18 protein-coding genes and 2 pseudogenes are annotated in these 26,017 nt (G+C 43.8%); 13 read left to right on the forward strand and 7 right to left on the reverse strand.

Annotated elements, in window-relative coordinates:
• Positions 1-66 precede the first annotated feature (66 nt).
• Together NST74_RS04185 and NST74_RS04190 are read left to right on the forward strand one after the other, a co-directional pair.
• Positions 67-1,095 (forward strand): LacI family DNA-binding transcriptional regulator, encoded by a 1,029-nt coding sequence (locus tag NST74_RS04185; protein ID WP_341110510.1) that lies wholly within the window; start codon positions 67-69, stop codon positions 1,093-1,095.
• Positions 1,096-1,133: 38 nt separating this feature from the next.
• Positions 1,134-2,021 (forward strand): sugar phosphate isomerase/epimerase family protein, encoded by an 888-nt coding sequence (locus NST74_RS04190; protein WP_341110511.1) that lies wholly within the window; start codon positions 1,134-1,136, stop codon positions 2,019-2,021.
• Positions 2,022-2,103: 82 nt separating this feature from the next.
• Here NST74_RS04190 and NST74_RS04195 read toward each other — a convergent pair whose 3' ends face one another.
• The 6 genes from NST74_RS04195 to NST74_RS04220 all read right to left on the reverse strand — a co-directional run bounded on the left by NST74_RS04195 (position 2,104) and on the right by NST74_RS04220 (position 9,439).
• Complete coding sequence (locus NST74_RS04195) at positions 2,104-2,883, reverse strand: spermidine synthase (RefSeq protein ID WP_445668125.1); 780 nt, start codon at positions 2,881-2,883, stop codon at positions 2,104-2,106.
• Positions 2,855-4,354 (reverse strand): response regulator transcription factor, encoded by a 1,500-nt coding sequence (locus NST74_RS04200; protein ID WP_341110513.1) that lies wholly within the window; start codon positions 4,352-4,354, stop codon positions 2,855-2,857. Before NST74_RS04200 ends, NST74_RS04195 begins: the two co-directional genes overlap by 29 nt.
• The gene (locus NST74_RS04205) at positions 4,355-6,208 is read right to left on the reverse strand and encodes a sensor histidine kinase (protein ID WP_341110514.1); all 1,854 of its coding nucleotides are present in this window, start codon (positions 6,206-6,208) and stop codon (positions 4,355-4,357) included.
• Positions 6,209-6,238: 30 nt separating this feature from the next.
• Positions 6,239-7,072, reverse strand: a complete 834-nt coding sequence (locus NST74_RS04210) for a carbohydrate ABC transporter permease (protein WP_042124279.1) — start codon at positions 7,070-7,072, stop codon at positions 6,239-6,241.
• Positions 7,073-7,074: 2 nt separating this feature from the next.
• The gene (locus NST74_RS04215; protein ID WP_341115826.1) at positions 7,075-7,968 is read right to left on the reverse strand and encodes a carbohydrate ABC transporter permease; all 894 of its coding nucleotides are present in this window, start codon (positions 7,966-7,968) and stop codon (positions 7,075-7,077) included.
• Between the two features lie 118 nt (positions 7,969-8,086).
• On the reverse strand, positions 8,087-9,439 hold the full coding sequence (locus NST74_RS04220; RefSeq protein ID WP_341110515.1) for an ABC transporter substrate-binding protein: 1,353 nt from the start codon (positions 9,437-9,439) through the stop codon (positions 8,087-8,089).
• 380 nt (positions 9,440-9,819) lie between these two features.
• Between NST74_RS04220 and NST74_RS04225 the strand changes: the two genes are divergently transcribed.
• The 3 genes and pseudogenes from NST74_RS04225 (at position 9,820) to NST74_RS04235 (ending at position 15,731) form a co-directional block, all read left to right on the forward strand.
• On the forward strand, positions 9,820-12,372 hold the full coding sequence (locus NST74_RS04225; protein WP_341110516.1) for a beta-mannosidase: 2,553 nt from the start codon (positions 9,820-9,822) through the stop codon (positions 12,370-12,372).
• 25 nt (positions 12,373-12,397) lie between these two features.
• Complete coding sequence (locus NST74_RS04230; RefSeq protein WP_341110517.1) at positions 12,398-14,551, forward strand: alpha-galactosidase; 2,154 nt, start codon at positions 12,398-12,400, stop codon at positions 14,549-14,551.
• A 213-nt stretch (positions 14,552-14,764) separates the two neighbouring features.
• Positions 14,765-15,731: pseudogene (locus tag NST74_RS04235) on the forward strand (alpha/beta fold hydrolase).
• A 77-nt stretch (positions 15,732-15,808) separates the two neighbouring features.
• Here NST74_RS04235 and NST74_RS04240 read toward each other — a convergent pair.
• Positions 15,809-16,642, reverse strand: a complete 834-nt coding sequence (locus tag NST74_RS04240; RefSeq protein ID WP_341110519.1) for a helix-turn-helix transcriptional regulator — start codon at positions 16,640-16,642, stop codon at positions 15,809-15,811.
• A 179-nt stretch (positions 16,643-16,821) separates the two neighbouring features.
• Between NST74_RS04240 and NST74_RS04245 the strand changes: the two genes are divergently transcribed.
• From NST74_RS04245 to NST74_RS04280, 8 genes and pseudogenes are all read left to right on the forward strand, one after another.
• Positions 16,822-18,873, forward strand: coding sequence for a beta-galactosidase (locus NST74_RS04245; protein ID WP_341110521.1), 2,052 nt, complete (start codon positions 16,822-16,824; stop codon positions 18,871-18,873).
• Positions 18,874-19,053: 180 nt separating this feature from the next.
• A complete protein-coding gene (locus NST74_RS04250) occupies positions 19,054-20,028 on the forward strand; it encodes a phosphotransferase enzyme family protein (RefSeq protein WP_341110522.1) in 975 nt (324 codons plus the stop codon).
• A 90-nt stretch (positions 20,029-20,118) separates the two neighbouring features.
• Positions 20,119-20,478: pseudogene (locus tag NST74_RS04255) on the forward strand (GNAT family N-acetyltransferase); the annotation flags it as partial.
• 81 nt (positions 20,479-20,559) lie between these two features.
• Complete coding sequence (locus NST74_RS04260) at positions 20,560-21,546, forward strand: phosphotransferase (protein ID WP_341110523.1); 987 nt, start codon at positions 20,560-20,562, stop codon at positions 21,544-21,546.
• 285 nt (positions 21,547-21,831) lie between these two features.
• Positions 21,832-22,335 carry a CYTH domain-containing protein gene (locus tag NST74_RS04265; RefSeq protein ID WP_042124295.1) on the forward strand — a complete coding sequence of 168 codons (504 nt, stop codon included), beginning with the start codon at positions 21,832-21,834 and terminating at the stop codon, positions 22,333-22,335.
• Between the two features lie 103 nt (positions 22,336-22,438).
• On the forward strand, positions 22,439-23,827 hold the full coding sequence (gene thrC, locus NST74_RS04270; protein WP_341110524.1) for a threonine synthase: 1,389 nt from the start codon (positions 22,439-22,441) through the stop codon (positions 23,825-23,827).
• Between the two features lie 262 nt (positions 23,828-24,089).
• Entirely contained in the window at positions 24,090-25,076 is a 987-nt protein-coding gene (locus tag NST74_RS04275) for a Gfo/Idh/MocA family protein (RefSeq protein WP_042124299.1), read from the forward strand.
• A gap of 19 nt (positions 25,077-25,095) precedes the next feature.
• On the forward strand, positions 25,096-25,971 hold the full coding sequence (locus NST74_RS04280; RefSeq protein WP_339289316.1) for a radical SAM/SPASM domain-containing protein: 876 nt from the start codon (positions 25,096-25,098) through the stop codon (positions 25,969-25,971).
• The last annotated feature ends 46 nt before the right edge of the window (positions 25,972-26,017 follow it).

Genomic DNA, 26,017 nt, shown 5'->3' on the forward strand with positions numbered 1-26,017 from the left:
AACGTTAAAAGGTGTAAGGGAGCTATAGTAGCATATAGCTCCCTTACTTATAAGTGGGGGAGTATAGTGGACGTAAATATCAAGGATATCGCGCGGATTTCCGGAGTGGGCATCTCGACGGTTTCCAGGGTCATCAACAATAAGGGGCTGGTGAGCAAGGCTACACGGGAAAAGGTTCTGAATGTTGTTAAGGAATATAATTACATTCCTAATTCCAATGCAAGAAATTTAAAAACGACGGAGTCTAAGAATATTGCGCTCATGGTTAAAGGGATTACTAATCCGTTTTTCTCCAATATGATCAAAGAAATCGAGCGGCAGGCTAATCTTCGAGGTTACCCCTTCCTCATTCATCAGGTAGAGGATGGAACGGATGAAATTAATGCGGCGATTCAGCTGACTAAAGAAAAGAATCTATGCGGGATTATCTTCATGGGCGGAACTTACAATCATTCTGAAGAGAAATTCAAGCAACTGACGGTCCCATTTGTTCTGACAACGATCACATCTACACAAGAGGTGGACCCTGATATCTTTTCTAGTGTCACCATTAATGAATTGAAGGAAGCTTATAAGGCCACCAATTACTTGATCTCACTTGGGCATGAGAATATCGGTTTTCTAGCCAAGTCCCCATTACTGGATGAAACGACAGGCAACCGGCGTTATTTGGGCTACAAGAAAGCACTGGAAGAACATAATCTGCCTTATGATGCACAGCTTGTGGAAGATTGTGAATACAGTCCTAGCTCTGGATTTGATGCAGCGCGAAGATTGCTTAAAAGGGATAAGGGAGTAACCGCAATATTTGCAGCCTCCGACACGATTGCTATCGGTGCTGCCAAAGCGGTGCTTACCGCGGGGTTGTCTATTCCGGATGATATTTCAATCATTGGCTTTGACGGGATAGAAATGGCTGAATATTTTCATCCTTCACTTGATACGATCAGCCAACCGGGTACAGAAATGGCTTTATCCAGTGTGGGCGTTCTGTTTGATCTAATTTCTGGACGGTCAGGTCATCAGCATATTGTCTACGATGCGGTATTGCTCAAACGAGGCTCTTGCAAGATGCTCAAAACACTTAAGGTATAATACTGACTATAAACGCCATCATTGGAGTGGTAACCCAAATGCAAGACACATTGAGAATAGGTACTCTAGTTCGTGGCGGAGAGGCCGTCACCATGATTCCACAAATCGTTCAGCATGGTTTTGAATCCTTTAACCTGAACTTTTGGCAGACCACTGGCGAAACTAATCTTGTAGAAACAGCTGCACGAGTAAGGGAACTGGCTGCTGAACATGATTTTGTCATCTCTTCCATTGGGATTTACGGAAATCCACTTTCAGGAGATGGAGACAATGCTGACACACTAGCCAGTTGGGAGCGATTGATTGATCATGCCCATTTATTCGGCACAGATATTATCGGTGGATTCACCGGACGTCTTCCAGGTTCTTCGATTGACGAGTCGATTCCGAGATTTGCAGAGGTGTTTAGTGAATTGTCCAAAAGGGCAGCCGATCGTGGCTTAAGAATTGCTTTTGAAAATTGCTCTATGGGTGGAAACTGGCAGGCCGGAGAGTGGAACATCGCTCACAATCCTTCAGCCTGGGAGAAGATGTTCAATGCTGTACCAGCAGACAATCTGGGTCTGGAATGGGAACCGTGCCACCAGATGATAGGTCTCATTGATCCGATTCCGCAGCTACGCAAATGGGTGAACAAGGTGTTCCATGTGCATGGTAAAGATGCCACTATTGCCTGGGATATCGTCAAGGAATACGGAATTCATGGACCTAAGCCTTATGTGTGGGACCGGACGCCTGGCTTCGGAGATACGAACTGGGTGGATATCCTATCGATTCTGCGCCAAGCCGGCTATAAGGGAACTATTGATATTGAAGGCTGGCATGATCCTGTCTACCAGGGTGAACTAGAAATGACTGGACAAGTACATGCACTAAATTATTTGAAGTATTGCCGAGGTGGCAGTTTTGTCCCTAATCCGGTGTAAAGGATATCAGATAGTAACAACCCGAAAATGACCTCAAAACCCACAGTGAAGTGGAGGATGAGGTCATTTTTATATGCATAGCTTAATCCCGAATAAGATATCCTTGCCCAAGCTGGATTTCATTAAAGCCTGCCATGTGGCGAGCTTGAAAGCGAATCGGCTTAAATCCACCTATAATAATGATGTTTTTGATATCCGCAGCCCCATCTGAAGGCAGTGAAAAGGATTTGATATAGGGGAATTCTTGCGCGAGCGTGGTGTGAATCGCGTTGATATGTGGGTCATTTTCACCTTTTCCCATTAGATTCATTAGGAGATACCCTTCGGTATTCAGTTTTGAATACACGATGCTGAAAAATTCACTGGAGATTAAGTGCCTCGGCGTGCCCGCGGCGGTGAAAGCATCCAAGATAATATAATCATATTTCTGCGGTTCTTCACCTTCAAGGATCTGACGTCCGTCACCAATCACTACGTTATCTTGGATGTATCCAAAATAGCGGCGGCTTAATTCGACTACTTCACCGTCTAGCTCAGCTACTTTAAATCTTTTGTCTAGAAAATGCCCAGCAATCGTTCCAATTCCATGACCAATAAGAAAGGCGTCCTCGAAAGAGGGAGCGTTGAATTCCATCAAGTGAATGATGGCTCGCGGATATTCAAACACGACTCGTTCCGGGTAATTGAGATCCATCGCACCTTGAATGGCCTGATTGGAAAACTGCATGACGCGGAACGCACCTTGTTCACCGTATAGTTCTGTAGTGTCATAGACGGTGATTTCATGATTATCGCTGCTCGTGTGAATCTGTGATTGCAAGTGATCAAGCTCCTTATACGATAGAAATTCGTTTATATTCATTGGGTGTAACGCCGACTACGCGTTTAAAAAGCTTATTAAAATAGGCAGGATCGCCATATCCAACTTCTGCTCCAATCTCGTGAATCTTTAGGTCAGGGGCATTCTTGAGCAGATGTTTGGCTTTACGCAGCCGGATTTCCGTGATGTAGTCCGTTAATGTAAGTCCAGTCTCTTGTTTGAACAGCTTACTTAGATAGCTTGGTGTCAAAAAAACCATATTCGCTAAGGTGTTCAGATCCGCGTGTTGATTATAGTTGGCTGATATCCAGCGCTTTATGGTTTCTACAGCTGTACCGGACATCTCTAGGCGATGGGCTCTGATCTCAAATAAAATGCTTGAAAATTGGTCGGTGAAACCACGCTCGATTTCACTGAAGCTCATACTGGACGCGATACTTTCATCCAGCCCGAGAAGGCGAGCATCTTTGTAGAGGGTCTCGAATTCTTGCAGTTCTTTCTGCGCAGATTCAATAACCCATCCACAGACACGGAGAATTTGATCGGGCGCAGCTTGTTGTGATCTCAGTACTGAGAATAAGCTATGCACACGTTCTAAGGCACCCTCCATATTCAGAATCTGCAGATCATGGATTAAGGGTTCCTTGATCGAATTAAAAGGCTCTAGAATATTTATCTCAGGCTGTCGGATGTCCTGAATATTCGCATAATGCAGTCGATCTGGATTATAAATACCGACACTGCAGGCTAACTTAGCATCTAGATATGCTTGTCTAAGCTTGGTGGTATCATTATATGAACGGCTAGCACCTATATGCAATATCATACCATTGGCAGAGATACGGATCCTGTCACCCATGTCATTCCAATCGCTGTTTGAGAGTGGCTTCGTAGAATACAGGATACAGACGTGCAGACCATTCTGAATCTCTAAGCTGTCGATGCTAAATGTCTTCTCTTGATTCAGACTGTCTACACAGAAACAGACGGTCTCTCGGGGTCTTCCTTTGAACACAAAGACCGAGAAATAAGGCTGGGGCAAGATAAGACTCGACAACAGCAAGGGAGAAGGGGGCTCATCGACTTGAAGTAGGGTCAGCAGGAGACCAGAACGGTGACGTACCTCCTTGTCACGAGAGAACTGTTGCTCTTCCTCCAATTGATAAAGCAGCTCGAATAGTTGCTCCTTATCGATCGGCTTTAATAAGTAGTCTACTGCAGAGCTGCGTATGGCTTCTCTGGCATAATTAAATTCAACAAATCCACTCATCAGAATGGAGCGGATTTGAGGGTGACTGGTTTTTAACTGTTTAATTAATTCCAAGCCGTTGATTTGCGGCATACGAATATCAGTAATCACAACATCAAGTTGAAGTGAAGGTAACTCGTCAAGCAAATGTTTCCCATCGGAGTAGGTGCCGATGACCAGGAATTCAGTGTTTTCTTTGCTGATCATTCGGGCTAGACCTTCGCGGATCAGGATTTCATCGTCAACAATTGCAATTCGCAGCAATCAGAGCATCTCCTCTCCGTAATTCATGTCATCTTCACTATAAGTAGTGAAGGTAATGTCCTCAATGCGTAGCGTAACACGAGTACCCACTCCGAGCGTACTCTCTACAAGGAGCCCGAATGAGCTGCCGTAATGCAGGCGGATTCTCTCATTCACATTTCGTAGACCAATACCGAACATTTCACTTTCAGTCCCATTTTGCAGACTATTATTTAAGGATAGAAGGGTAGCTTCGTCCATACCGATACCATCATCTTCTACACAGAATGCGACTTTTCCATGCTCACTCCATGCGGTGATGCGTAAGGTGCCGAGCCCTACTTTTTGATCCAAGCCATGAAAGACCGCGTTCTCCACAATCGGCTGAAAGACAAGCTTGATTACAGGAAGATGTAAAAATTTCTCGGGCACATCAATGTCTAGACTAAACTTATCTGGGAACCGGATTTGCAGCAGATGATAATAATTTCGTACATGATCCAGCTCTTGTCTGATCGTAACGGCTTCTTCGCTTCGGACAATACTGTAACGCATCTGAAGTCCAAGCAAATAGGTAAGCTTCGCTACACGTGGGTCATCATTACTCTCTGCCAGCATACGGATAGACTCCAGCGTATTATAAATAAAATGTGGATTGATCTGGTTCTGAAGTGCTCTCATATCAGCCTTTTGCTTACGCTTCTCGGTGAGGGATACTTCCTGCAGCAGATCCTTGACCCTTATGATCATTCGATTAAAATGACTGCCGAGCATTCCGATCTCATCATTGTATTTGGAGTGCTGCCAGACATCCAGATTACCGTGCTGTACCCGTTTCATTAGACGGACTAAAGATTTAAGAGGTTTGGTCAGCGCATGTGAGATAATCGTCGCAACACAAAGTGCAAAAGCAATAATGATCAGTGTAGTCAATATAAGAGCATTGCGGTTCTTTTGTACAGGTGACAGGATACGGGCCAAAGGAATCGTAACCATTGTCGTCCAACCTGTCTGTTTCGAAACGGTATACACTGCAAGATAAGATTGGCCATTGATTTCTATTTGAAAATGATCCTGTTGCTGATTCACATGCTGCAGCAAAAGCTGCGTGTTCAGACTTTGCTCCTCGCCAGCTTGCATCGAGTCAGCGGACTCATCACCGGCATAGATCAGTTCTCCGTTATTATCTACAATTAGTGTATTGCCTTGCGTTACCGCATTTACGGGATCGATGATCCCCTTAAACAAGTTGATGTCTACATCAAATACGAGAATTCCTATATTATCTAGCGTGCTTACAGAATTAATGGTACGAAGTACACTAATAACCTCTCTATGGAGATTGGAGTTTACACGAATCGTATGTTTGCCTTGAATGACAGGAGCGGCCCCAGCTTCTTCACTTAAGGTCCTCCACTCAGCTAATCGTTCCTCAGGATACAGCTCGTGGATTCCTGGGACTCTATCATAAAAAACAGAACCGTATTGATCCACCATGTACACGGCGATGATCTCTTCCTTCGTATGCTTCAAGTAGCTCAGGAACATCGCCATGCCAGTATTTTTATCCCAGTCGGTATTTTGCTGAGTAAGGTAGAATTGTACATCGGTATTATACAGCGGCAGCGCAGTATATCTTTTTAGATCGGCGACATAACGGTCAATGGTATCAGAGGCGTTCGATGTCATTTGGCTCGCGCTTTCCGTTGCATTCACAAGAACAGAATTAAACATGGAGCGGGAGGACAAATAACTAACATAAGTGATTGGAAGCGAGATCAAAAAGATAAATACGACGATCAGTTTCCGCTCCATCGGAAGATTGGCAAGGAACAACCACATTTTACGTAAGACTAGCCGGATGAATGATACCATTTGCGTTGTCCTTTCTTAAAGTGAGCTTCCTTATTTAACTGCACCGCTGGTTACGCCTTCAAAGATGTAACGTTGTAGGAAGAAATATAGAATTATTGTTGGAAGTAAGATAAGCAGAATGGCCGCACAGATCAAATTCCACTCTCCTGAATTGACCCCCTGAAAACGCATCAGTATCGTCGTAACTACGCCCAGGCTTTGTTTTGGCATATATAGATAAGGGATGTACATGTCATTATAAATACTAATCGTCTTCAAGATAATCAAAGTAGCTGTAGCCGGCGTCAATAATGGGAAAATAATCGAGCGATAGATTTTGAAAAGAGATGCACCTTCAACCATCGCATTCTCATCGAGATCTACAGGAATATTACGGATAAATTGCAAATAAAGAATAATTTGAATCACATCTGCTCCGATGTAGAGCACGATAGGCGCGCCGAGCGTGTTATAAAGCCCCATGCTTTTGATGATACCAAAAGTCGCTACTTGTGTCGTGATGCTTGGAATAATAGTGGCTATTAAATAAGCACCGAAGACAACAGGTTTTAATTTAAAAGAGAAGCGTCCCAGTACAAATGCTACCATAGTTCCAAATAGAATGTTCAGAATTAAAGTAATAGCAATAATAATTAACACGTTACCAAAGCCGTTAAGTAGACCTCCACGCTGGAAGACTGCAATGAAATTATCAAAGTTTAAAAAGCTTGTCGGCAATGCCATGGAGCTACTGCTGTTGAATTCATCAGTTGATTTGAAGGCGTTTACGATAACAACATAAGGAGGAAAAAGTACGACAAATACGCCGATTATTAGCGAGAAGTATTTAATGAAGTCTGTGAAGCGAAACTTGGAGTGTGTCATGTCTATTTGTCTCCTCCCCGGCTAAGAACTAGTTGTTGAATTAACAGCACGATAACGACAAAGAAGAGCAGGATAATACTCATGGCAGAAGCGAGACCATAGTTGCTATAAGCAAATGCAGTATCTACAACTTTCTGAACGTAAGTTTCGCTGGCACCTGCAGGGCCGCCCTTGGTCAGTACGAAGGGGAGATCGAATACTTCCAGTGCTCCGGTGACGGTAAGAAATAAGTTGAGCTGGATGACTGGCTTCATATTGGGTAAAGTAATTCTCCAAAGCGTCTGAAAAGGTCCGGCACCATCGATCTTTGAGGCTTCATAGATATCGTTTGGTATGGCCTGCAACGAGGCGATGTAGATGACCATGTTATAGCCCATGAAACGCCAAAATCCTGTGGACGCCAGAGAGTAGTTGACCAGACCTTCTGTTCCGAGCCAGCTGGTCTGTCCTAGTCCGGTTAGACCGATGCTGTTCAGGAACATGTTCAATGAGCCGTTAGTAGTGTCAAAGACATAACCAAACATAAAAGCAACGGCAACCCCGTTCATGATATAAGGAAGGAAAAGTAAGATTCGGAATGCATTTTTACCTTTGAGCTTACTATTCAGAACAACTGCAAAATAAATGGCGACAATGTTCTGAATAATTCCCATAGCGAAATAAGCAAAGTTATGTGTAAATACTTTGAAAATATCAGGATTAGAGAAGACCTCGCGGTAATTAGCAAGGCCAACCCAAGGTTTCTCAGGGCTATAGCCATCCCAGTTGGTAAAGCTGTAATAGATCAGCTTAAGCGCTGGATAATACGTAAACGTCGCAAGGAGCAACAATGGGATCGTGAGGAATGATACGATGATTATCATTTTCTGTTTGTTATAGGAAAGTGTTCCGAACATCGCTAGCCCTTCTTTCATAAAAGCTTGATATGGAAAGGCAAAATGGATTATCCGTAAGGGCGATAATCCATTTTGCGCCGTAGTGTACTTCTATTTCATGAGTGAAAAGATGCCTTAATTAATAGCCAAGGTCTTTCTTGGCTTTTGCCCAAGCCTTGTTCCACTTGTCTATTACAGATTGTGGGTCCTTAGCAAGCACGAATTCTTGAACTACTGCAGGGAGATCCAACTGTGCCTTATTGCCGATCTCTGTAACCTTCGCATCATCGACAGTTCCTTCTATAAGCTCTACTCCAGTAGCTTGGAATTCTTTTAGCTGAGCCAGATTAGATTCTTTTCCTTTTAATGGAGAGATAAAGCCTGCAAAATCCTCATATCCCGAATCCTCAATCATCCATTTTACAAAAGCTTTTGCTGCCTCTAAGTTTTTACTGTTTTTGGCGACAGCATAGAAGAAGTCAGGGCTGAGGGTAGCAGATGGTTTGCCCGAATTATCATAAGGCAACGGGAAGAAGCCAACATTGTCTGAAGGAGCTCCGACTCCAATAACTTGGTTAATAACCCAGTTTCCGAGATAGTACATGGCGAACTTGCCGGAAGCGATGTCTTTTTTCGATTGCTCCCAGTTAGTAGAGTTGATGTCTTTTTCCAGATATCCTTTTTCGTTAAGCTCTCTCAGCAGACTAAAGGCTTTCCCATAGCCGTTATCCATCGTGAATGGTGTTTCTGTGTTCAATTTCTCGTTAGGGAAGTCAGGATTACCTGCAATCAGGCGGGGTGTATCATAAGCCCATGTACCAAGCGGCCATTTATCTTTGAAGTTAGAAGCCAGTGGAATGACACCTTTTTCTTTCAGCTTCTCGCAGGCAGCCAAAAATTCATCCCAAGTCTTTGGTGTTTCTGTGATACCGGCATCGGCAAATGCTTTTTTGTTATAAACAATCCCGGATGTAGAGTTCCCTGTGGTAATTCCGTACAGCTTGCCATCAAAGGATTTAAAGTCTTTAAAGGTGATTTGATCGTTCAGGCCAAGATCATCCAGTGAAGCGAAGTATTTCGGCAGGTCGGAGTTAGGGATGGTAGGTACGAACATAACGTCTGGAAGCTCGCCGCTGGCCATTCTGACTTTAGCCTGTTGATTATAGTCGGTCTGAGAAGCTTCGAATTCGACTTTAATATTCGGGTATTTCTCATTAAAGCGCTTTAAATATTCGTCGTATTCTTTGCCAATCATGTCTGTTCTGTTGGTCAGGAAGGTGATTTTTCCGCTAATATCAGCTCCCGCTGCAGGCTCAGCTGTTGCGGTGTTTGTAGAATTACCACTTGTATTTTCTGTATTCGTTGCTGCGGGCTTATCTGTTGCGGAAGCCCCGTTATTTGTGCTGTTGCCGTTGTTCGAGCCGCAGCCAGCAAGCGTTGATGACAAAATCATAATCATAACAAAAGATAACGAAAATAACTTATTTCTCATAACTTAATCCCCTTTTCATTATTTTGTTAGCGTTTACATGAACATTATAGCTTTAAATAAAGCGTTTAGAAATGTATTGTATTATTATTTATTGTCTTTATTTGTTTTGTTTGAGCGATTATAATTAGTGAATACCTAACGAATGGATAACAAAATACAAAGAATATCAATTGACTTCAATGAAATGCTAGAAGAGGTATGCTATTTTGAAAGATGAATAGGCTTACAAAACTTAAGTTGCTGCTTTCGAAGCGAGTTTTGTACGAAGACGTTCAAAGAAGTGTATGCTCTACAAAACTTTAAGCAAATGCTTTCGAAGTGAGTTTTGTACGAAGACACTCAAAGAAGCATATGCTCTACAAAACTTATAGGAGGATAAAATGAAACAGCTAGAGATGAAGCTTGCAAAGTGGGAATTTAGAGGTTACGGAGATGAAGAGTGGCTTCCGGCTACTGTGCCAGGCACGGTCCATACGGATTTACTGAAGAACGGAAAAATTGAGGATCCCTTCTATGGAACGAACGAACATAATCTACAGTGGATTGATAAGAAGGATTGGGAATATCAAACGACTTTGCAGCTTGGCGAAGAGTGGTCGGGGCTTTCTTGCACGGAGCTGATCTTTGAAGGTCTTGATACCTATGCTGATGTTTATGTGAACAATGTACATGTACTCGCGGCAGATAATATGTTTTTGGCGTGGAGAGTGGATGTCAAAGATCAGCTGAAGATTGGTGAGAACAATATTAGAGTGAGGTTCCGCTCTGTAGTCAAAGAGGATTTGCCTAAACTAGCAAAGCTGGGGTATACGTTGCCTGCACCGAATGATCAATCCGAGCTTGGGGGGCTGGATGAACAGCGGATTAGTGTTTTTGCCCGCAAAGCTCCTTATCATTACGGCTGGGACTGGGGCCCGCGTTTCTTGACCAGTGGCATATGGCGTGAAGCCTCCCTTGAGGGACGTGACGAAGTTCAAATCACAGATCTCTATATCCGTCAAAATGTGATCACCAAGGAAGAAGCTCGACTGACCGCAATTATTGAAGTGGATGCTCCTACTGCTTGGCAGGGAATGCTGCGCATAAGCGCCGATGGCTTAGAATGGATGCGAACAGTTACATTAGAGGGTGGCAAACAGCAAGTAGAGATGGATATCGTGATAGATCAGCCGCAGCTCTGGTGGTGTAGAGGGCTAGGCGAGCCTCATTTATATACTTTCCAAGCCGATTTGGTGCAAGGTAAGGAAGCTATAATTAGCAAAAGTGTAAGAACCGGACTGCGCAGTATTCAATTGATTCGGGAACGCGATGCCAAGGGAACTTCATTTTCTTTCGCGCTGAATGGTGTGCCGGTCTTTGCTAAAGGTGCCAACCATATTCCGAATGACAGCTTCATCACAGAAGTTACCGAGGAGCGGTATCGGCATGAAATTGTCACGGCGGTAGAATCAAACATGAATATGCTGCGCGTATGGGGCGGCGGTTTTTATGAAGAGGAGATTTTTTATAAGCTTTGTGATGAATATGGTCTGCTGGTCTGGCAGGATTTTATGTTTGCTTGCAGCATGTACCCGGGGGACGAGGCGTTCCTTGCAAATGTGAAGAAAGAAGCGGAGTATAACGTCAAAAGATTGCGCAATCATCCCTGCATCGCCTTATGGTGTGGCAATAACGAGATTGATTCGGCCTGGTCACAGTTCGAGGAAAATATGGGCTGGGGCTGGAAAGAAAAGATCGATGCTGAACATAGAGCGAGCATGTGGGCTGATTATGAGAAAATATTCCACCATATTCTGCCGGAGGCTGTTACCGCTTTCCATCCAGGAGTAGACTATTGGCCGTCTTCGCCGCTGCGGGATCTGACGGGCAATATGGATCAGCATGCGACGCGGATGGCGGGCGATGGGGATGTTCATTACTGGGGCGTGTGGCACGGAATTGAGCCTTTTGAGAATTATAATACAAAGGTTGGCCGCTTTATGAGTGAGTATGGCTTCCAGTCGTTCCCGGAACTGAAAACCGTAATGAGTTATGCCGAAGAGCAGGATTTGGAGCTTACTTCAAAGGTGATGCTGGCTCATCAGAAGAATGGCCGCGGTAATCTGCTGATCAAAGAATATATGGATATGTATTTGCCGCAGCCGAAGGATTTCAAAGCATTTCTATATATGAGTCAAATTCTGCAAGCTGAAGCAATCCGAATTGCGATTGAAAGTCACAGAAGAAATAAACCTTATTGTATGGGCACTTTATATTGGCAGATGAATGATTGCTGGCCGGTTGCTTCTTGGGCGGGTATGGATTACAACGGGCGCTGGAAAGCTTTGCAATATACCGTGCGTGCAAGCTTCAAGGATGTCTTGTTGTCTATTGATGGTACAGACCGTGAGCGGATTGACGTTCATGTCGTTTCTGACTTAAGAAGAGCAATAACTGCTGAGCTGATGCTTAGGCTGTATAAGTTTGACGGCTCGGTGCTACGAGAGTGGACACATCCGGTTGAGCTCGGAGCCGATTCTACGGCTATTGTATTCTCGTCTCCTGTGGTGGAATTGCTAGAAGGTCATGGATCAGGCGAGGTAGTGTTAGAGATAAGCTTGCAGGCTGCTGGACAGGTGATAGACCGCAAGGTACATTATTTTGTCCCGGAAACAGAAATTCCGTTGCAGCATGCAGTGATTACGATAAAGGAAACTCCGGATAGCGGTGGTTTAAGCTTCACTGTGACAAGTGATGTATTGGCTAGGGGCGTATACCTGATCTCAGAGGATGAAGGTATATTCTCCGACAACTTCTTTGATCTTCTCCCAGGACAGTCCAAGACGATAGTATTCTCTCAGCGGGGCAAGGATGGAAGAGATTGGATTCCGGCCGTTCCTAAGGGGCTAAAGGTTAAATCGATGGTTGATTTTGTTAGCGAAGATTTACTGTAAATCTTAAGGAGAGAAGGACTAGCGCATGGGGATTTTAATTCAGGAAGATCAGGGGCTTTTCCATTTACAAAGTGCAGGAATGAGTTATATTCTTCAGCTTATCAATGATTATCCGGCACATGTGTATTGGGGCAAGAAGCTACGGAGTGACAGTAATCTGGAAGGGCTGTTGAATCTGGGAGGAAATACGGGGCTTGACCGACTCCCGCAGGAATACCCACAATACGGTACGGGAGATTTCAGAACACCTGCTTATCAAGTTCGGCTTGAAGATGGCACTCGTATCACGGAATTGAAATACAGTGGATACCGGGTCATGAAGGGGAAACCAGCACTTGCCGGGCTGCCTTCAGTATATGTGGAGTCCGACCAAGAAGCACAGACGCTGGAGCTTACGCTCAAGGATGATTATGCCAAGCTAACTGTTATTTTACGATATACCATATATGAGGATTCTAACGTGATTACCCGCTCTGTGGAGTTCACAAATGGTGGAGATGCCCAGCTCCAATTACAACGTGCACTGAGTGCCAGTGTCGATTTCTCGTCTGGTGAAATGGATATGATCTATTTGGCAGGGGCCTGGTCAAGAGAAGGTAATCTGACTCGCAGACGTCTGGTGCAAGGGGGGACGACCATTGGGAGCCGCAGAGGGATGAGTAGTCATCAGTTAAATCCATTTGCAGCGCTGGTGAAACCTGAAACGGATGAAAATCATGGAGAGGCCTACGGCTTCAGTCTTGTATATAGCGGAGGCTTTGAAGCCGAGGCAGAGGTCGATTCCTTCGGGATGACAAGGTTTACGATGGGGCTGAACGCTTTTGATTTCTCATGGCTGCTGGAGCCGGGAGAACAATTCCAGACCCCAGAAGTAGTTATGGTGTATTCTTCTGAGGGGATCGGAGAAATGTCGAGAACCTATCACCGTTTGTACCGGACCCGTTTATGCAGAGGGTTATTTAGAGATAAGGAACGGCCTATTCTGGTCAACAATTGGGAAGCTACCTATTTTAACTTCAATGCGGACAAACTGGAGTCCATTGCGGCCGAAGGCGCGAAGCTTGGGATCGAGCTATTCGTGCTGGATGATGGCTGGTTTGGCAAAAGAGACGCTGACAATTCCTCTCTCGGAGACTGGGTGGAGGATCTACGCAAGCTTCCAGGCGGATTGTCTGATGTTGCCCAGCGCGTGAACCATCTAGGTTTACAGTTTGGCCTCTGGTTCGAGCCGGAAATGATCTCGCCAGACAGCGACCTCTATCGTAAGCATCCCGACTGGTGCCTGCATGTGCCGGGACGCCGCCGCAGCGAAGCCCGCTGGCAATTGGTGCTGGACTATACACGGGAAGATGTGCGCCAGTACATTTATGAGTCATTATCCCGAATTTTCTCGACGGTGCCCATTAGCTATGTGAAATGGGATATGAACCGTTGTTTAACGGAGATTGGCTCTGCAGAGTTACCCCCTGAACGCCAAGGGGAGACTGCACATCGTTATGTGCTTGGTCTGTATGAGCTATTGGAGCGAATCACTTCAGAGTTTCCACATATCCTGTTCGAGAGCTGCTGTAGTGGTGGTGGACGCTTCGACCCGGGTATGCTGCATTACATGCCGCAGACCTGGACCAGTGATGATACCGATGCTGTGGAACGGCTAAAGATTCAATATGGAACAAGTCTGGTATATCCGGTTAGTTCGATAGGCGCGCATGTGTCTGCCGTACCGAATCATCAGGTAGGACGGATCACCCCGCTTTCCTTCCGTGGAGATGTAGCTATGTCCGGTAATTTTGGTTATGAGCTGGATCTCACCAAGTTTACTGCCGAAGAGAAGGAGCTTGTGAGGGAGCAGATTGCAAACTATAAACAGATCCGCAGTCTTGTACAGAAGGGCAATCTATACCGTCTGCAAAGCCCGTTCGAGGGGAACGAGACGGCATGGATGTTCGTCTCAGACGATCAGCATGAGGCACTCATTTATTACTTCCGGGTAATGGCTGTGCCGCACCCGCCACGCCGCAGCCTGAAGCTGAATGGCTTGAATCCGGAGCTGAATTATACTCTGGAGGCAAGCGGTGAGGTTTACGGCGGTGACCGGCTAATGCAGGTCGGACTGGCTCTGCCGGATATCCAGCAGGATTTTGTCAGCGGATGCTTTAAATTGAAGGTGCAGGAATAGGGAGTTAATTTCAAAAGGAAGCAAGCCATGAGCCCGGCTCTTGGCTTGCTTTTTGTGTGGGTATATAAGTATTTTTTTGTATTTTCATATTCCGTTCATGATGACGTCATGGGAAGTACATCTTCATTGGTTAGCCTTAGCTTAACAGTGGTTTAAGGCAGTCCAATACACAGAGGATGACAGGAGAAGATACGAGTGAAAATAAGAGAGGCGATAACATCGAAGGTAGGCACGAGAACAAGCAAGATACTAAATATTCTAGTTAAAATATTAGGAGCAATAATCATAGCCATCGTGCTGTTTCTCGCCATTGTGTATACCGTTAATCTGATCAGCAACAAATCGGAACAAAGAAGAATAGAACCTTATGGTCAGCTAGTACCTGTAGATGGGAAGAACATGAATGTTTTGATTCGAGGGGATGGCGAAGAAACAGTCGTGCTTCTACCAGGCTATGGCACAGCAGCACCAGCTCTTTGATTTTAAAGCATTAATAGATGAGCTATCCCCGTTTTACAAAGTTGTCGTGATTGAGCCTTTTGGGTATGGATTAAGTGATCTGACCAAAAAGGAGCGCAGCACAGAGAATATTGTAAGTGAAATTCATGAAGCTCTACAGGGTCTTCATATTGACCGTTATATTCTAATGGGTCACTCCATTTCTGGCCTTTACGGAATAGATTATGTTAACAAATATGAAAATGAAGTGAGTGCATTTGTCGGGCTCGATAGCAGCGTTCCATCGCTAAGTGAACGGAAGATTGAAGCCTCGGCATTGAGAGCTTTAAATCTACTCAAAAAATCAGGTCTCATCAGATTGCAAATGAAACTAAGTGCTGACCCCATTGCTGAACTGCCATTTGATGATACAACAAAAGAACAAATGAGATTGATTAATCGCCAAAACATATATAATCCTACCCAATTAAATGAAGCCGGAAGTATGTATTCTAATTTTAAAGGAGCTGAAAATTTATCGTTTCCCAGAAATCTTCCTCTAATCTTATTTGTACAAGCGAATCATCCAGTAACGGATAGATGGTTACCAGAGCATGTAAAGCAAGTGAAAGACTCTGTAAATGGAAAAGTGATAACCTTTGAAGAAGGACATTATTTATATCGTACGAAAGCAAAAGAGATCGTAGAAAACTTCAGATCATTTATGAAAGAGATTAAATAAATATACCATTGCGCCGAACGTACTTCAGGATTATCTCTGATTGTCGTTCGGTTTTTTCTTGTTCATCGTTTAAGGCGTTATGATCCAAAAGCCTGACGGTACTTTACGGGAGACATTCCCTCAAACGTTCTGAACACTTTAATAAAATAGCTGGACTGGGAAAAGCCGGATTGTATCGCAACCTGAGCAATGGAGAGTCCGGTAGAAACCAGTAGAAGCTTAGCTCTGGCCAGTCGACAATCCGTTAAATAACGATTTGGGGTTTTACCCATAACCATTCGGAACAGCCGCAGAAAATGATAGCTGCTATACCCTGTTAGTCTTGCCATTGACTCCAGTGACCAAGGGCGGGCACATTCGACATGTATGATATCTGCGGCACTGCGGATAGACTGCCTGACCTCGTGGGGGACGGAGCCGTGAAGCGGTTCCGAGTTCTGCAGCAATTTCACTAGAAGCTCGTAGAGTAGCGCGGATAGTCTTGGCTCACTACGTGTTACATAGGAAGCGCTCAGCAAGTACATTTCCTCGAACGGCTCGTCCAGCTTGGCCTCTAAATCAAAAGTGAACAGGTATGCACGTGACTGGTCCACTTCTTCTAATAAGGGGAGTACAATTTCAGTACTAAAATGAACCCAACGAACATCCCAAGGCTCTCCGGGATCAGACCCATACTGCTGATAAGCACCTTTAGGGTAAAGAAAACCTCGTCCTCTGCTCATCGGAATACGTTCACCCTCATGGAATACATAACCTTCTCCACCAAAGATTAAATGCAGGTTATAGCTTCCCAGAAACCCTTCACTTCTTCTCTCAGTATGCTGTGGAAAGTGAGTGTAGTGCCCCAAAAATTCAGGATAACAGACATATTTTGAAAAAGCCGGTGTCGGCAAATACCATTGTTTCTTCATGATTGACAGCACCCGTTTCTATCGCGCTGCAGAGCGCTAGTTGGATTAAGGCAATTAACGCAATTAACGCAAGATTGTTATACGATCGCAATATTTTGTTATATAAGCCTTCTTATCACTGATAATACAATAGAATTATAAAATACTGAAAGCATATTTTTAATACTTTGGAGGTAATCATGAAGAAACCTGTCGCAACAGAAAAATTCGAGCTTGGCGTCTGTTATTATCCGGAACACTGGTCGGAAAGCCTGTGGGAGGACGATTATCGCCGGATGCGGGAACTGGGCTTCACGATCATTCGGATGGGGGAATTTGCTTGGTCAATTTTTGAACCAGCTGAGGGTGAATTCCAGTTCGGACTCTTTGATCGGGCGATTGATTTAGCTCATAAAAATGGTCTGCAGGTTGTTCTCGGAACTCCGACGGCTACCCCTCCAGCTTGGTTGACCCATAAGTATCCAGAAGTATTGAACGTGACGTATGAAGGTGTTACCCTTCAGCATGGCATGCGTCGTCATTATAATTACAGTAGCCCCATATATCGGGAGCTGTGTGCAAGGATTACGGAACAGATGGTTAAACATTACGGCAATCATCCAGGTGTAGTCGGCTGGCAAATTGATAATGAGCTCAACTGCGAAATTAGTGAATTTTACTCCGAGAGTGACCATAAGGCTTTTCGGGAATGGCTGCAGCAGAAATATGTTAAGCTTGAGCATTTGAACGAGGCTTGGGGAGCTGTTTTTTGGAATCAAAGCTACAGTGACTGGTCTCAGGTCTATCTTCCACGGCCTACTCCAGTATCTAAGCAGCCTAATCCCCATCAGGCTTTGGATGAAAAACGGTTTATATCGGACAATACGATCTCTTTTGCCAAAAACCAAGCGGATATCATTCGTAAACATGCTCCAAAACAATGGGTAACCACGAATGGTCTGTTCGGGCATCTCGATAGCCATGAAATGACGGATGAGCTGCTGGATTTCTTCAGCTATGATTCTTATCCGCAGTTCTCTACTATTTCTAATGACCCGAATGAGCGGAATCCGCTGAATGATAGAGGCTGGGGGCTGTCGTTATCTGTTGTCCGTTCGATTTCTCCGAATTTCTGTATTATGGAGCAGCAATCGGGGCCGGGTGGCTGGGTGAACCGGATGGATATGCCTTCTCCGAAGCCGGGACAGATGCGGTTATGGACTTATCAATCGATCGCTCATGGCGCCGATATGGTGCTGTATTTCCGCTGGCGGACAGCTACGATGGGTAATGAAATCTATTGGCATGGCATTAACGACTATCATAATCAGCCGAACCGAAGAGTACGGGAAGCGGGACAGATCGGACAAGAGCTGGCGGCGGCAGGTCAAGCACTTATCGGCACTCGTAATCAGGCTAACGTTGCTATTGTTCGTGATTATGATAATGAGTGGGATGGAGAATACGATGTGTGGCATGGTCCGTTTATGTGGAAGAGCAACAAGGAGTGGTACAAGGCGCTCCAGCGGAAGCATATCCCGAATGACGTATTCTATTTACGCAAAAAGACAACGCTGGAAGAACTTGCACGATATGATGTGCTTATCTATCCTCACCCGGCGATCATGACAGATGAGACAGCGTCACTACTGGATGAATATGTTCAGCAAGGTGGAAAACTGATCTTCGGATGTAGAACCGGTTATAAGGATGAACGCGGTCAATGTTATATGCGTCCGTTTCCAGGTGCTGCCAGGGATTTATGCGGGATCACAGTCGAAGAATTCACAATGGTTAAAGGCAGTCGTCAACCAACTACGATTAGCTGGTCAGGTGCGGCCGAAGTGGTCACTGGGGCAGATGATTTTAATGATATTCTCCGAATTGAGGATGATTCGGCCGAAGTCATGGCGGTTTATGCCTCGGACTATTACGCGGGAAAACCGGCGGTTACGAGAAATCATCGCGGCAAAGGCGAAGTTTGGTATCACGGAGCAGTCTTTAATGAACAAGCAGCGTCTATAATCATTGATCAAATCGGTCTGCAGTCGCCAGCAGAGTGGATCGAGCTTCCAGCAGATGTAGAGCTGCAAATTCGTAGCGCGGCTAATTCCAGTTATACTTTTTTACTTAACTATAGTGAGATGCCTGCCTCCATACATCTACATGAGACCAAAACGGATTTACTGAGCGGAACAACATTATCGGGTGAGGTTACTTTGGAAGGGTTTGGTGTATTGATATTGCATTAACGCAATGAATAAAAGCTAATGTAATAAATAGAGTTACGTATTAGGGAACTAATATGTACCTCTATTTTTTTAGTAGAGTCTTCTAAGAGATAGTTTAAATATAGTTATTTATTCCAACAAAATACAACGAACAACAGGTACAATATAAAGGATATTCTTGATTCAAAGGAGGGAAGTCTTGTGATTATAGAAGCTGAGAAAGTATTGTTGCAGTATTCGTTTATCGACCCAATCATTGAATTCATTAGACATAATGAGAATATTACATTTAAAGTGACTAATAAGCTGGATAACAAGAAGTACCTATTACGTATACATAAACCAATATCGGAAGGGTTCTCAGGCTTACAACATACTCGAGATGGATTGCAGTCCGAAATGTTTTTTCTGCGGGAAATCGATCAGAAGAACATACTGAAAGTTCAAAGACCGGTTGTAAATCAGAAGGGGCAGATGGTTACTGAATATTGTTCGGAGCGATTCGGTACCAGTTTGGCAACGCTTTTAGAATGGATTGAAGGCTTTACGCTTACCCAAGATGAAGACAACATTGAACAGATTGTTTATAGATTAGGGAGAAATCTTGCCAGTTTACATGAATTCTCACGAACGCTAATGCCCTTGGAGTTACATAGACCTGTATATAACGTCAAAAAGATTGATGAAACTTTAATAGAACTTGGAAAGGGAGCAGACAATGGAGCCCTTAATCAGGAGGATTACGATGTTATTCGTAGCGTTCTACTCGTAGTAAAAGAACAGTTAGCAGAACTAGACGCTAGGGAGAACTCATGGGGATTCATTCATGCTGATTTTCAGCTGGGGAATGTCGTTGTGTCAGAACATAACCCGATCTTAATAGATTATTGCTTATTTGGTTATGGATATTATTTGTTTGATTTGGGCTCTGCATCTTCTATGCTGAAAAGTGAGCTCCGAAAAACGCTTTTGGAGGGTTATGCTTCTAAATCTAGCTTTTCGCTAAATGAGATTCGGTACATTGAAGGACAAATATTTATGGATATTTTTATTAGTTACGTATTTTTTATTCATGATTCTGAGAGGAACGGCTGGATCAAAGAGCACGCCTCCAAAATATGCAGCACCTTATGTCAGGATTTTCTTAAGGGGAAAGAGGTATATTATTCGTTTTAGAGATGATGTGATACTCTAATGGGGAATGATAAATGAAGGGACTGAACTATGCGCAGAGATCATTATTTTTAAACCAACTATTAAAATTTAATGGAGGTAAAAATAATGTTAACTACAGAGTTACACACAGAACGATTACATTTAAGAAAAATGAAGGTATCGGATTCACCTAGTTTGTTTAAAGTGTGGTCTGATCCAGAGGTTACCAAGTTCATGGATGTCGATTGCTTTACTGATGAAAGTCAGGTAAAAGAGATGATACAACTGCTTGATGAATTTTCTCGAGATAACAAAGCTATTCGTTTCTCCGTAATTGTAAAGGAATCCAATGAAATCATAGGTTCTTGTGGGTATAATTTCTTAGATTTTGAAAATGAAAAAGCAGAGATTGGATATGATATTGCTAGAGCATTTTGGGGAAGAGGATATGCTTCAGAAGTTCTATTTACAAAACACAGATTTATTTAAGAGGTTATATAGGTCTCCATAAGGAATAAAAACTTATACACTTTAAATATAGGAGTTGACCCAATGGAGACTATATTCACAGAGGAAATGATCCTGGAAGACCTAATAAAAACATTTCATCAAAGTTTCGGTCTGAATGTAATAGAGACTACTTCAATAAAACGAGGCTGGTTAAATTTAAAGTGGAAAGTTACGACGGATGCAGGGGAACTTTTATTTAAACAATATAACAAAGAAAGATATAAATTATATAACCCAGAGGAGCTATTGTTAGCACTCTCTCAACAGATTAGATTATATGATCAAGGTCTAGCATGCCCCGAAGTGTTAACACAGAACGAAAATATTTTTCTTGAATCTGGTAATGGAGAACGTTTCATAGTGATGGCATATTGCCAGGGAAAAATAATTTCACCAGGTAAAACCAATATCCATCAAATATACGATTTAGGTCGAGCAACAGGAAAAATGCATCGATTGTTAAATGACGGGACACTTGGTATGAATAACAGTCCGCAATTTAATCCCCCCAGCCGGGAGGCGCGTTTAGCACATTGGAACGTAGTCTGGCATGAGTGTATGGGAATTGGTAAACCTTTGCTACTTGCTGATGTAGAAGCTCAAATAAAAGCTACTGAAGAAATGAATATAGAACTACTCGAACTACTTCAAACAGGATGGGCACATCGTGACCTTTGGGTAGATAATCTTTTATTTAATGATAATGGACTATCTGCAATTCTAGATTTTGATCGACTAAAATATGACTATCCACAGCTTGATGTAGCTCGTGCTGTTATGTCTTGTGCTTTAGATGATGATTTAGATGTCTCTCTGGCTTCGGCGTTTATGGAAGGGTACAGTGAGGAACGTGAAGTGGTAGAGGGCTATTTAACACATTCCTTACAGTTGTTGTGGTATATGGAAAGCACATGGTGGATTAATGCTAACATGGATCAACATAGTATACCGCCGGCTCGCTTTGCGAAGGAAATGATTTGGCTCGCAGAAAATCAAAAAAATATGTCCTCTTTGTTAGGAAATATTTAAAATGTCCATAATTAGCAGCGACAGTCTAGGGCTTGCTTTTCCACGTCCATGACCGTCGCTGTTTCTATTATTATCCGCGCTGCCTTCTGGGTCCGGATAGTTAGACAATGCGTACCCCCGCCAATCGTAGATCCTGAACCTGGACAGTCACAGGTTGATCGTAACAGTTTCATTTTTTGATAAAAGCATAACCTATTTCTCTGTAATCTACATTGACTTGGGTTTGTCTCACCCCTATGATGATTAGTAATATAAAATAAATGGCACATTGAGGAGCGAAACATCATGGCTTTGGAGATCGAACGCAAGTTTCTGCTGCCGGAATTTCCGGAGCGGCTTATTCAAGAAGGCGAATTGAAGATTATTACCCGGCATAATATCGATCAGACTTATTTGGCGATAGATGGGGGCCAAGAGCTGCGTGTGCGTAAAATTACAGATCTGGACTCAGGCGAAGTAACCTACACGCATACGTTTAAGGACGGCAAAGGGATCAAACGTGAAGAAATCGAATATTTTATCTCAGAGGGTTTATATAATCAGATGATTGAGGCAGTAAATGCGGTAGCCTTGGTCAAAGAGCGGATTACTGCAGTGTGGAAGGGCACAACGGTTGAGATCGACGTGTATTCTCAGCTGAAATTGTCCGTTCTGGAGGTTGAATTTGAATCTTTAGAGGAAGCGGAGAGCTTCAAGGCACCGGAATGGTTCGGTAAGGATGTCAGTACAGAACGGCAATACAGCAACAAAACTGTCTGGAAAGAGCTACAAAATAAGACAAAGAATTAACGGACTTTAGCGCGTAAACGTGGTAGTATATAGGGAAAACAAGCAGCTATAAAGTGAAACTTATAATTTATATATATTTATAGAGGGGTTCAGGAGGATGAGCATGAAGTATATAAGCACAAGAGGCAATGTGGAACCTAAAGGCTTTATCGATACGGTGTTGATGGGACTTGCGGATGATGGCGGATTAATGGTCCCAGCCGAGATTCCTGTCGTTACAGCAGCTACTTTGGAAGAGTGGAGAAGTCTTAGCTACCAGGAGCTGTTCCTGAAGATCTTCGCTTATTACACTAATGATGAGATTCCTTACGAGGATTTACAGGACATGGTCAACACTAGTTATGGCAATTTCCGCACGCCGGAAGTAACGCCTATTCACCAAGTGAATGATTCCTTATATGTCTTGGAATTGTTTCATGGCCCTACTTTTGCCTTCAAGGATGTAGCGCTGCAGTTTATGGGTGAGCTGTATTCTTATATTTCCAAAAAGCAGAACAAGATCATCCACATCCTCGGAGCAACCTCAGGGGATACCGGGGCGGCTGCCATCCAGGGCGTTCGCGGTAAAGAAGGCATCAAGATCTGTATTCTGCATCCGCATGGGAAGGTAAGTAAAGTGCAGGAGCTGCAGATGACTACGGTAGATGATAGCAATGTACTGAACCTGTCTGTGCACGGTAACTTTGATGATTGCCAGAAGGTAATTAAAGATCTGTTCGCGGATCTCGACTTTAAGGGTCGCTATCATCTGCGTGCAATCAACTCCATTAACTTTGTGCGTATTCTGGCGCAGACCGTCTACTATTTCTATGCGTATCTACATGTCGATGGCAGCAGTGAGAAGAAGATTAACATTAGCGTGCCTTCCGGCAACTTCGGTAATATTTTCTCCGGATATTTGGCGAAGCAAATGGGATTGCCGATTAACAAACTGATTATTGCCACGAATGAAAATAACATCTTGGAGCGTTTCGTGAACACCGGGGAATACAAACCGGGCAGCTTCACAAGCACATACAGTCCTTCAATGGATATCCAAGTGGCGAGCAATTTTGAGCGTTATCTATATTATTTGGTAGGCGAGGATTCCAAGAAACTATCCGCGTATATGTCCAAGCTCCAAACTGAAGGTAAGATTACGGTTGAAGGAGATGCGCTTCAGCAGGTGCAGAAGGATTTTGCTGCGCTGGGTGTGAAGAATGACCAATGCTTGAATACAATCGCTAAGTATCAAAAAGAATATAACTATCTGCTTGATCCGCATACTGCATGTGGAATCGCGGCTTACGAGGCTTTTAATGGCTCGGACGAGATTGGAATTACCTTTGCGACGGCACATCCAGCTAAATTTGATGAAGCGATAACCCTGATCGATATTAAGCAGGAATTCCCGGCACAAATTAAAGCGTTGTTCGAGATGCCACAGCATCAAACCGTAGTGGATCATGACAAGGATGAAATTGTGCGTCAATTGCAGGCTTTTTATAAATAAGCAGTAACTCTATATGGCTCAAAAGGCTCCTGTTCTTAAGTTAAGAATGGGAGCCTTTTTACTGCATCCTTCGACAAATCATGTCGCAGTCTACCAGGAATAGTTTCTTATCGACAAAAGATGAAGGAGTGGTGCTTTTTTTTCACAAGGTGGATCTATCAGAATTTGTCGGAAATTTGTCCTGAAAAGTAGACATTACTACCCAGAGAGTGAGAAAATAGCATATAGAGATTTAGTAAGAACTAAAAAGGACGGGATTATCATGACAATTCGTTTCGGGGTCATTGGAACAAACTTTATTACAGACCGCTTCGTGCAAGCCGGCTTGGAGAATGAGGAGTTTATCCTGACAGCCGTGTACTCCCGCACAATGGAGAAAGGTCAGGCCTTTGCTGCAAAATATGCTGGAGCTACAATTTATACGAATTTGGAAGATATGGTTTCCAGTAAAGATGTCGATGCTATATACATTGCAAGCCCGAACTCCATGCATGCTGAGCAGGCGATTATGTGCTTAAATCATGGCAAGCACGTGCTCTGTGAGAAACCAGCTGCCTCAAACAGTGCGGAGCTAAGAGCAATGATTGAAGCTGCGAAGAACAATGATGTGTTGTTGGTAGAAGCAATGAAATCGACATTCATGCCGAATTTCGGAGTGATCAGAGACAATTTGTATAAAATCGGCCAAGTTCGCCGTTATTTCGCGAGTTATTGTCAATACTCATCGAGATATGATGCTTATCGGCAGGGAACGGTGTTAAATGCTTTTAATCCGGCCTTCTCTAATGGCTCGCTCATGGATCTTGGCGTTTACTGCTTGTATCCTATGGTTGTGTTGTTCGGGAAACCGAATTCTGTACAGGCTGTGGGTCTTATGCTATCTTCTGGTGTGGATGGTGAAGGAAGTATTGTTATGCAATACGATGATATGGACGCAGTTGTGATGCATTCCAAGATCGCTGATTCCTATTTACCAGCCGAGATTCAAGGGGAAAGTGGTACCATGGTGATCGATAAGATCAACCAGCCTTACCAAGTGAAGATTCAGTATCGTGATGGAACCGTCGAGGAGCTTACGCAGCCTCAGGTGTTCGAGTCTATGTATTATGAGGTTGAGGAATTTATTAACTTAATTAAGAACGGTGACCGGGAAAGCAGAATTAACACGCATGCGAATTCCTTGGCGGTAGCAGAGGTTATGGAGGAAGCCAGAGCACAAATCGGCCTCCGCTATGCCGCAGATCTATAAATAGAATGGGGAGCAGCACTTGAAGACTTTTAAAAAGGTATACATTGAGATAACAAGCGTCTGCAACCTGGCCTGCAGCTTTTGTCCACCAACCGCCCGAACGAAGAACTTTATGAAGCTCGATACTTTTAATACGATATTAGATGAAATTAAGCCACACAGTAATCATATTTACCTTCACGTAAAAGGTGAGCCATTGCTGCATCCCAAGATTGGTGAGCTGCTGGATGCGGCACATGCCAAAGGGTTCAAGGTCAATATTACTACCAATGGTACGTTAATTCATAAGGCTGGCCCTAAGATTCTCGGCAAACCTGCACTACGACAGATGAACTTCTCTCTGCATAGCTTTGATGGGCATGAAGGATCTGAGAACCGCGAAGGGTATTTGTCGGAGATTATTTCTTTTGTACGGGAAGCCTCCGCGCAAGGGGTGATTATATCCTTCCGATTGTGGAATTTGACGGAGGATAATCTGACCAATCTAGAGAAAAATCGGAACCGTGAGACCCTTGCTGTGCTGGAGGAAGCCTTTAACCTTGATTTCAAGATCGAAGAAAAGGTTATACCTGGCAGCGGCGTCAAGGTTGCCCCACGGGTATATCTCAATCAGGACCATGAGTTCCGTTGGCCTGCACTGAACGAGCCGGAAGATGACGGAAAAGGGTTTTGTCATGCGCTGCGCAGCCAAGCGGCAATCCTTGTGGATGGTACTGTTGTACCGTGCTGTCTGGATGGTGAAGGCGTCATTAACCTCGGAAACATTCATGAGACTCCGTTCTCAGAAATCGTAGAGGGTGAGCGAGCGAACAATCTATTTTACGGGTTCTCTCGTAGAGAGGCGGTAGAAGAGCTGTGCCGCAAGTGCGGATATCGGCAACGGTTCGGAACTTAAATGTATGAATGCAAACAGAATCAGGACATGGGTATTTCATGAGTCC

This window comes from Paenibacillus sp. FSL F4-0125, from assembly GCF_038008565.1.
Taxonomy (GTDB): Bacteria; Bacillota; Bacilli; order Paenibacillales; family Paenibacillaceae; genus Paenibacillus_AQ.

Excerpts from the sequence above, each read along its gene's own strand:
- NST74_RS04190 (WP_341110511.1), top strand. The coding sequence starts at position 1,134 with ATGCAAGACACATTGAGAATAGGTACTCTAGTTCGTGGCGGAGAGGCC.
- NST74_RS04195 (WP_445668125.1), bottom strand. The coding sequence starts at position 2,883 with ATGAATATAAACGAATTTCTATCGTATAAGGAGCTTGATCACTTGCAA.
- NST74_RS04205 (WP_341110514.1), bottom strand. The coding sequence starts at position 6,208 with ATGGTATCATTCATCCGGCTAGTCTTACGTAAAATGTGGTTGTTCCTT.
- NST74_RS04210 (WP_042124279.1), bottom strand. The coding sequence starts at position 7,072 with ATGACACACTCCAAGTTTCGCTTCACAGACTTCATTAAATACTTCTCG.
- NST74_RS04215 (WP_341115826.1), bottom strand. The coding sequence starts at position 7,968 with ATGTTCGGAACACTTTCCTATAACAAACAGAAAATGATAATCATCGTA.
- NST74_RS04220 (WP_341110515.1), bottom strand. The coding sequence starts at position 9,439 with ATGAGAAATAAGTTATTTTCGTTATCTTTTGTTATGATTATGATTTTG.
- NST74_RS04225 (WP_341110516.1), top strand. The coding sequence starts at position 9,820 with ATGAAACAGCTAGAGATGAAGCTTGCAAAGTGGGAATTTAGAGGTTAC.
- NST74_RS04230 (WP_341110517.1), top strand. The coding sequence starts at position 12,398 with ATGGGGATTTTAATTCAGGAAGATCAGGGGCTTTTCCATTTACAAAGT.
- NST74_RS04240 (WP_341110519.1), bottom strand. The coding sequence starts at position 16,642 with ATGAAGAAACAATGGTATTTGCCGACACCGGCTTTTTCAAAATATGTC.
- NST74_RS04245 (WP_341110521.1), top strand. The coding sequence starts at position 16,822 with ATGAAGAAACCTGTCGCAACAGAAAAATTCGAGCTTGGCGTCTGTTAT.
- NST74_RS04260 (WP_341110523.1), top strand. The coding sequence starts at position 20,560 with ATGGAGACTATATTCACAGAGGAAATGATCCTGGAAGACCTAATAAAA.
- NST74_RS04265 (WP_042124295.1), top strand. The coding sequence starts at position 21,832 with ATGGCTTTGGAGATCGAACGCAAGTTTCTGCTGCCGGAATTTCCGGAG.
- thrC (WP_341110524.1), top strand. The coding sequence starts at position 22,439 with ATGAAGTATATAAGCACAAGAGGCAATGTGGAACCTAAAGGCTTTATC.
- NST74_RS04275 (WP_042124299.1), top strand. The coding sequence starts at position 24,090 with ATGACAATTCGTTTCGGGGTCATTGGAACAAACTTTATTACAGACCGC.